Source organism: Blastococcus sp. SYSU D00868 (assembly GCF_054050575.1).
In genome coordinates this window covers 58,968-65,416 of record NZ_JBJGZO010000027.1, presented here as the reverse complement: position 1 = coordinate 65,416, position 6,449 = coordinate 58,968, and the positions used below count along the sequence as shown (strand labels likewise).

Below are 6,449 nucleotides of genomic sequence, written 5' to 3'. Positions count from 1 at the left end.
GCGCGCGACGAGGTCACCGCGCTCAGCGACGGCTACCGGGCCGAGGCCTACGCCGGGCTGCGGGCCGAGCAGCTCGGCCGCGCCGACCTCGCCGGGCACCGGGTGGAGGTGGTCGACAACTGGTCGCGGGGGGGGGGGGCCCCCCCCCCCCCCCCCCCGCCCCCCCCCCCCCCCCCCCCCCCCCCCCCCCCCCCCCCCCCCCCCCCCCCGCGCCCCCCCCCCGCCCCCCACGGCGTTCGTCAGGGGTGGGCGCGGACCGCGAGCAGGGCGACGTCGTCGTCGGTGTGGCCGGCCACGAGCCGCTCGAGCACCTGGTCGCACACCGCCTCGAGGGGCCGCCCGGCGAGATCGCCGAGGACGGTGACCAGCTCGGCGATGCCCTCGTCGAGGTCGCGGTGGCCGTGCTCGACCAGGCCGTCGGTGTAGAGCAGCAGCGTGTCGCCGGGTGCGAGCGCGGCGTCGTGGTCGGTCCGCGGTCCGGGCGCCTCGGTGCCCAGCAACCGCTCCGGCGCCCCGGCGAGCACCCGCACCGCGCCGTCCGGGCGGGCCAGCAGCGGGGGCAGGTGGCCGGCCGAGGACCAGCGCAGGCGGCGCCGTCCCGCGGCGTCCGATCCGGCGGGCTCGATGCGAGCGACCAGCGCCGTGGCCAGCGCGTCCACGCCCAGATCGGCCAGCAGCCGGTCGACCCGGTCAAGCGTCCGCGCGGGGCCCTCGGTGCGGTCGCAGGCGATCGTCCGCAGCATGCTGCGCAGCTGCCCCATCGCGGCGCTGGCGGCGACGTCGTGGCCGACGACGTCGCCGATCACCAGCACGGTCGCGCCGGCCGAGTGGAAGGCGTCGTACCAGTCGCCGCCCACCTGCTGGTACGCCGCGGCCGGCCGGTAGCGGACGGCGATCTCCAGGCCCTCCAGTCGCGGCGGAGGGGTGAGCAGGCTCTGCTGCAGCGTCGCCGCGACCTGGAGCTGCCGGTGGTACAGGCGGGCGTTGTCCAGCGCCAGCGCGCCCCGGCGGGCGACCTCCACCGCGGTGGCGATCTGGATCTCGGTGTGCGGCGGGCGGGGCCGGGCGTTGAGCAGGGCGAGTGCACCGAGCGTCTCGCCGCGGCTGCGCAACGGCACGATCAGGCAGGAGGTGGTGGCCAGCCGGCGCCAGGCGGCGCGCACCTCGGCGGTGGGCAACGTGGGCGCCACCAGCTCCTCGTCGAGCGTCGTCAGGTGCACCGGCGCACCGGACACCAGCGCCTCGACCAGCACCGCATCGCCGGCGGCGCGCAGCCGCCCGGTCAGGTAGGTGGCCAGGTCGGCCCGCCGGGCGGGGTCGCGGTGGGCCCAGGCGTCCTCGCGGAAGCGCCCGTCCTCCCCACGCAGCCCGACGAACGCCCAGTCGCACAGCCGGGTCACCACCAGCTCGGCCAGCCGGGCCGCGGTGTCCCCGCTGTCCAGCGTGGCGATCAGCGTCTCGCTGACCTCGGCCAGGAAGCGCAGCCGGTCGGCGCCGTCGTCGGATCCGCCGGCGGCGCGGGAGGCGGCGGCGCCGCCGTCGGGCCGGTGGTCGGTGGCGCGCGCCGTGACGTGCAGCAGGTCGTCGGCGGTCACCGCGGACGCCTCCAGCCAGCGGCCGGTCGGCGGGTAGAAGCCCGCCCAGGTCACCGGCGCGCCGCTGCTGCGGCCGCGGAGCAGGAACGCGTGGAAGAACGTCCCGCCGAGCTCGGGGAGGGCCACCCAGATGTTGCGGCCGACCAGGTCCGACGGGGGCCGGCCGAGCAGTCGCGCGATGGCGTCGTCGACGTGCCGGATGGTCCAGTCGCGGTCGAACACCGCGACCCCGTCCGGTCTCGCCCCGGGCGGCACGGCGACCCGCGGAGCAGCGGCTGTACCCACCGCGACCTCGACTCTCCCGGCCCGGCCCCGGCTGCATGAGGCAGGTCGGAGGTTACGACGGCGGCGGTCACGAATCGAGTGCCAGCGCGACCGGCCCCGGCCGTGAATCAATCGCCGCCGGACGTGCCCCGGCCCAGCGCCGTCAGGCGCTCGTCCCGCGCCGCACACAGCAGCCGCTCGACGCGCGGGTCGGCGAGCACCTCGGCGGAGCGGACCGGGATCTTCCGGAACGACGTCCCGGTGCCCTCCAGCAGGCCGTCGGGGTCGGGCAGCCCGGCGCCGTGGTTGAACCCGAGGTTCAGGTGCCGGGCGTACACGTCCAGGTAGGCGTAGTGCTCGCTCATCTTCCTCGGGCCGACGCCGTAGCCGACCGTCCGCTGGTGAGGCCACACGACGCGGACGACGTCCGGGTCGACCCGGCGGACCAGGGCGTCGGCGGCACGCACCAGGCCGGAGACCTCGGGGCCCGCGGCGGCGAGCAGCTCCTCGAGGTCTCCGGTCCCGGCCACGGTCCCATCCTCGCCCGCCGCCCCCACCGCGGGGACGCGGTGTCAACACCGTTCCGCGGTCGGCACGAGAACTACGCCCATGGCGAGATCGGCCGTCTCGGCGGCGACCGGGAATGGCCGGACGGCCAGGATCCGGGAGTACGAGAAGACCCCGGACGGAAGAGGTCGAGCAGGATGAACGGAAGTGACCAGGCCGGTTCCCGGGCCCCCGGGCTCTCCGCCGGCGCGACGGGCACCAGCCTCTCGGACGCCGTCCACGAGCGGCTGCTCCGCGAGCGCGTCGTGTTGCTGGGCCGCGAGGTCGACGACGAGATCGCCACCCAGCTGAGCGCCCAGATGCTGCTGCTCGCGGCAGAGGACCCCGGCCGCGACATCCACCTGTACGTCAACTCGCCGGGTGGGTCGGTGAGCGCCGGCCTGGCGCTCTACGACACGATGCGCTTCGTCGACTGCGACGTCGCCACGTACTGCATCGGGATGGCCGCGTCGATGGGGCAGTTCCTGCTCACGGCGGGCACGCCGGGCAAGCGCCACTCCCTCCCGCACACCCGGATCATGATGCACCAGCCCTCCGCCGGCGTCGGCGGGACGCAGTCCGACATCACCATCCAGGCCGACATGCTCCGCCGGCTGAAGCAGCAGGTGAACGAGCTGCAGGCGAGCCACTCCGGGCAGCCCGTGGAGCAGATCGAGGCCGACTCCGACCGGGACCGCTGGTTCACCCCGGACGAGGCGCTCCGGTACGGCCTGATCGACCACGTCGTCGCCTCCGTGGGCGCGCTCCCCGCCCCGGCCCGCGGCTGAGGGTCACCGCTCCGCGGACGCCGAGCCGCCGGCCGGCGCCAGCGACTGGGCGCCGATCACCGCCAGCATCTCGAGCTTCTCGTGGCTCTCGGTGCCGGGGACGGCGGTGTAGACCATCAGCCGGTGGGCCTGGTCCGGGTCGATCAGCGTCTGGCAGTTCAGCTCCAGCCGACCGACCTCGGGGTGCTGGTAGCGCTTGACGTCCCCGGGGTGGACACCGATCTCGTGGGCCTCCCACAGGGTGCGGAACTCCTCGCTCTGCCGGAGCAGGAGGTCGGCCAGGTGCGCCGCCCGCGACCCCGGGCCCCGCATCGTGGCGATGGCGCGCAGCCCCGAGGCGTACATGCGGGAGAGGAAGTCGTGGTCCTCCGCCACGTACAGCTCCCGGGACGACGGGTCGGTGAACCAGCGGTAGCCCCGGCTTCGGGCCGGCCCGGTGAACCGGCTCGCGTCGCCGGTGAGGGCCACCGCGGGCGGGGTCTGGCGCAGCGTCTCGCCCAGCTCGGTGACGATCTCGGCGGGGGTGTCGCCGAGGCGGTCGAAGATCCGCAGCAGCCCGGGGCTGACGTGCTCGCTGCTCGCCCCGCGCGGCGGCGGCTGGTGCCCGACCAGCCGGAACAGGTGGTCGCGCTCGTCGAGGGACAGGTGCAGCCCCATCGCGATCGAGGAGACCATCTGCTCCGACGGCTGCGGCCCGCGCTCCCGTTCCAGCCGCGCGTAGTAGTCGGCCGACATGTGGCACAGCGCCGCGACCTCCTCGCGCCGCAGCCCGGCCGTCCGGCGGCGGGGGCCGCGGGGGAGCCCGACGTCCTCGGGCTGCAGCGACTCCCGGCGGCGGCGCAGGAAGTCCGCCAGCCCGGCGCGATCGATGGCCACGGGGTCTCCTCGGGTGGGCGCGTGCCCACCCGGCCGGGCGGCACGGCCCTGTTCCTACCGGCGCGGCGCCGGCTCAGCCACGGCCTGCCGATCCCCCTCTCGGCGGCCCCGGAGAGGGGGATCGACGGGTCCTGCCTCGCGGCGGCGGGACGCGTGACGGTGGGAGCACGGCGCGATGAGCGCACCCACGAGAGAGAGGCCCAGCGATGGCCCGCACGACGATCGACGTCCCCGTCCCCGACCTGTCGGGGAAGCGCGCCGTGCTCACCGGCGGCAGCGACGGCATCGGACTGGTCCTCGCCCGCCGCCTGGCCGCGGCCGGGGCGGACCTGGTCCTCCCGGTCCGCAACCGCGGCAAGGGCGAGGCGGCGGCCGCGGAGATCCGGGCCCGCGTCCCCGGGGCCCGCGTCATCCTGCACGACCTCGACCTGTCCTCGCTCGCCTCGGTCGCCGCGTTCGCCGGCGAGCTGCTCGCCGAGGGCCGGCCGGTCGAGGTCCTCGTCGACAACGCCGGCGTCATGACGCCCCCCGAGCGGCGGACGACGGCCGACGGCTTCGAGCTGCAGTTCGGCACCAACCACCTGGGCCACGTCGCCCTGGTGGCGCACCTGCTGCCGCTGCTGCGCGCCGGCGGTGCCCGCGTGACGACCCAGATCAGCGTCGCGGCCAACCGCAACGCGATCAACTGGGACGACCTGCAGTGGGAGCGCTCGTACGACGCGTTCGGCGCCTACAGCCAGTCCAAGATCGCCGCCGGCCTGTTCGGCCTGGAGCTGGACCGGCGCAGCGCGGAGCTCGGCTGGGGGATCACCAGCACCATCGCCCACCCCGGGGTCGCCCCGACGAACCTGCTCGCGGCCCACCCCGAGATCGGCCGAGCGGAGGAGCCCCGCGAGATCCGCCTGATCCGCCGGCTGTCGAGGCTGGGCATCGCGGGGACGCCGGAGACGGCCGCCCTGCCCGCCCTGCTCGCCGCGACCTCCCCGGACGCCGCGGGTGGCCGGTTCTACGGACCCCGCCGGTTCGGGCACATCAGCGGACCGCCGGCCGAGCAGGCGCCCTACCGCAGGCTGCGCAGCCCCGAGGACGCCCGGCGCATCTGGCGGCTGTCGGAGCAGCTGACGGGCCTGTCGTTCCCCGGAGGCCCGGGCGGGGACGACCGCCCGGCGCGGGGTGTGGCCGGCGACTCGCGCCTCCCGGCCTGACGGTGGTCGCCGGCACCGCGTCCGGGGCCTGCGCGGCCGCCGCGGTCGCGGTGGTCGCCCTCGTGCTCGTGGCCGAGGCGGGCCTGCTCGTCGGCGTCGTCCTGCCGGCCGGGTCGCTGGTCCTCGGGCTGGGCGTCCTGGCCGGCGCGGGCGCCGTCCCCGGGCCGCTGGCCGCGACGAGCGCCGCCGCCGGCACGGTGCTGGGCGCGGCCCTCGGTCACCGCGCGGCCCGCCGGCGGCCGGTCCGGCGTCGACCGCTGCTCCGGCTGCCCGCGCCGGTGCGACGGCTGGCCGACCGGGCGACGGCGCCGTGGCGGGGAGCCGTCGGGCGCCGTCCGGTGCGGGCCGCGGCGGCGGCGCAGTTCGTCGCCGGGGCGCGCACCCTGGCGCCCCGGCTCGCCGCCGCCGAGGGCGTGCCCGTCGCGACCATGCTGCGGGGCACCGTGCCCGCCGCGGTGGCGTGGGCCGGCGGCCTCGTGGCGGGCGGCGCCCTCGCCGGCGCCGCGCTGCCGCTGCTGCGCGACGCGCTCCCGGTCGCCGGGCTGGTCCTCGTCGCCGGGGGCGGCGCCTGGCTGCACCTGCGCCGCCGCGGCGAGGCGCGGCGGCCGTGACGGTCAGCCGTCCGCGCGGCGGTGCATGCCGGACCGGCCGGCGCCGGCGGCCGCCCCGGTGCGCAGCAGGGGCAGCGCGCGCAGCGGTACCAGCCGCGACAGGACGACGACGCTGGTCGACCGGACCACGCTCGAGGACCGGTCGAGCTGGACGAGGGTGCGCTGCAGCGCCTCGTGCGAGCTCGCGGCCACCCGGCACAGGACGTCCGAGCTGCCCGTGGTCGCGTGCGCCTCGAGCACCTCGGGGATGGCCTCCAGGTCGCGCTGCACCGCCTCGATCGCCCCCTGCGAGATCTCCAGCGTCACGAACGCCTCCACGCCGAAGCCGGCCGCGCGCACGTCGATCTCGGGGCCGTAGCCGGTGACCACGCCGGCGTCCTCGAGGCGCTGCAGCCGCGCCGAGACGGTGCCGCGCGCGACCCCGGTGATCCGGGACAGCTCGAGCACCCCGGCGCGGCGGTGCTCGCGCAGCGCCTCCAGCAGCGCCACGTCGAGGGCGTCCAGCGTCGTCCCGTCGGCCATCCGGCCCCTCCGTTCGTCCGTCCGCCAACTGGTCACGGAGAC

General features: G+C 77.1%; 7 protein-coding genes. 3 read left to right on the top strand and 4 right to left on the bottom strand.

Going from position 1 to position 6,449, the window contains the following annotated elements:
- Nucleotides 1-239: 239 nt before the first annotated feature.
- Both ACI79F_RS19205 and ACI79F_RS19200 read right to left on the bottom strand, forming a co-directional pair.
- Complete coding sequence (locus ACI79F_RS19205; RefSeq protein WP_456546443.1) at nucleotides 240-1,850, bottom strand: SpoIIE family protein phosphatase; 1,611 nt, start codon at nucleotides 1,848-1,850, stop codon at nucleotides 240-242.
- Nucleotides 1,851-1,987: 137 nt separating this feature from the next.
- Nucleotides 1,988-2,389 carry a hypothetical protein gene (locus ACI79F_RS19200; RefSeq protein ID WP_456546427.1) on the bottom strand — a complete coding sequence of 134 codons (402 nt, stop codon included), beginning with the start codon at nucleotides 2,387-2,389 and terminating at the stop codon, nucleotides 1,988-1,990.
- Between the two features lie 174 nt (nucleotides 2,390-2,563).
- Here ACI79F_RS19200 and ACI79F_RS19195 point away from each other — a divergent pair, with 174 nt between their 5' ends.
- Nucleotides 2,564-3,193, top strand: coding sequence for a ClpP family protease (locus ACI79F_RS19195; protein WP_456546426.1), 630 nt, complete (start codon nucleotides 2,564-2,566; stop codon nucleotides 3,191-3,193).
- 3 nt (nucleotides 3,194-3,196) lie between these two features.
- Here ACI79F_RS19195 and ACI79F_RS19190 read toward each other — a convergent pair whose 3' ends face one another.
- Complete coding sequence (locus tag ACI79F_RS19190; RefSeq protein WP_456546425.1) at nucleotides 3,197-4,069, bottom strand: helix-turn-helix transcriptional regulator; 873 nt, start codon at nucleotides 4,067-4,069, stop codon at nucleotides 3,197-3,199.
- Nucleotides 4,070-4,275: 206 nt separating this feature from the next.
- Here ACI79F_RS19190 and ACI79F_RS19185 point away from each other — a divergent pair, with 206 nt between their 5' ends.
- Nucleotides 4,276-5,274: an SDR family oxidoreductase gene (locus ACI79F_RS19185; protein WP_456546424.1), complete on the top strand. Its 999-nt coding sequence runs from the start codon at nucleotides 4,276-4,278 to the stop codon at nucleotides 5,272-5,274.
- A 2-nt stretch (nucleotides 5,275-5,276) separates the two neighbouring features.
- The gene (locus ACI79F_RS19180; RefSeq protein WP_456546423.1) at nucleotides 5,277-5,885 is read left to right on the top strand and encodes a hypothetical protein; all 609 of its coding nucleotides are present in this window, start codon (nucleotides 5,277-5,279) and stop codon (nucleotides 5,883-5,885) included.
- A gap of 3 nt (nucleotides 5,886-5,888) precedes the next feature.
- On the opposite strand, the gene ACI79F_RS19175 is transcribed toward ACI79F_RS19180, so the two are convergent.
- On the bottom strand, nucleotides 5,889-6,407 hold the full coding sequence (locus tag ACI79F_RS19175) for an Lrp/AsnC family transcriptional regulator (RefSeq protein ID WP_456546422.1): 519 nt from the start codon (nucleotides 6,405-6,407) through the stop codon (nucleotides 5,889-5,891).
- Between the last annotated feature and the right edge of the window lie 42 nt (nucleotides 6,408-6,449).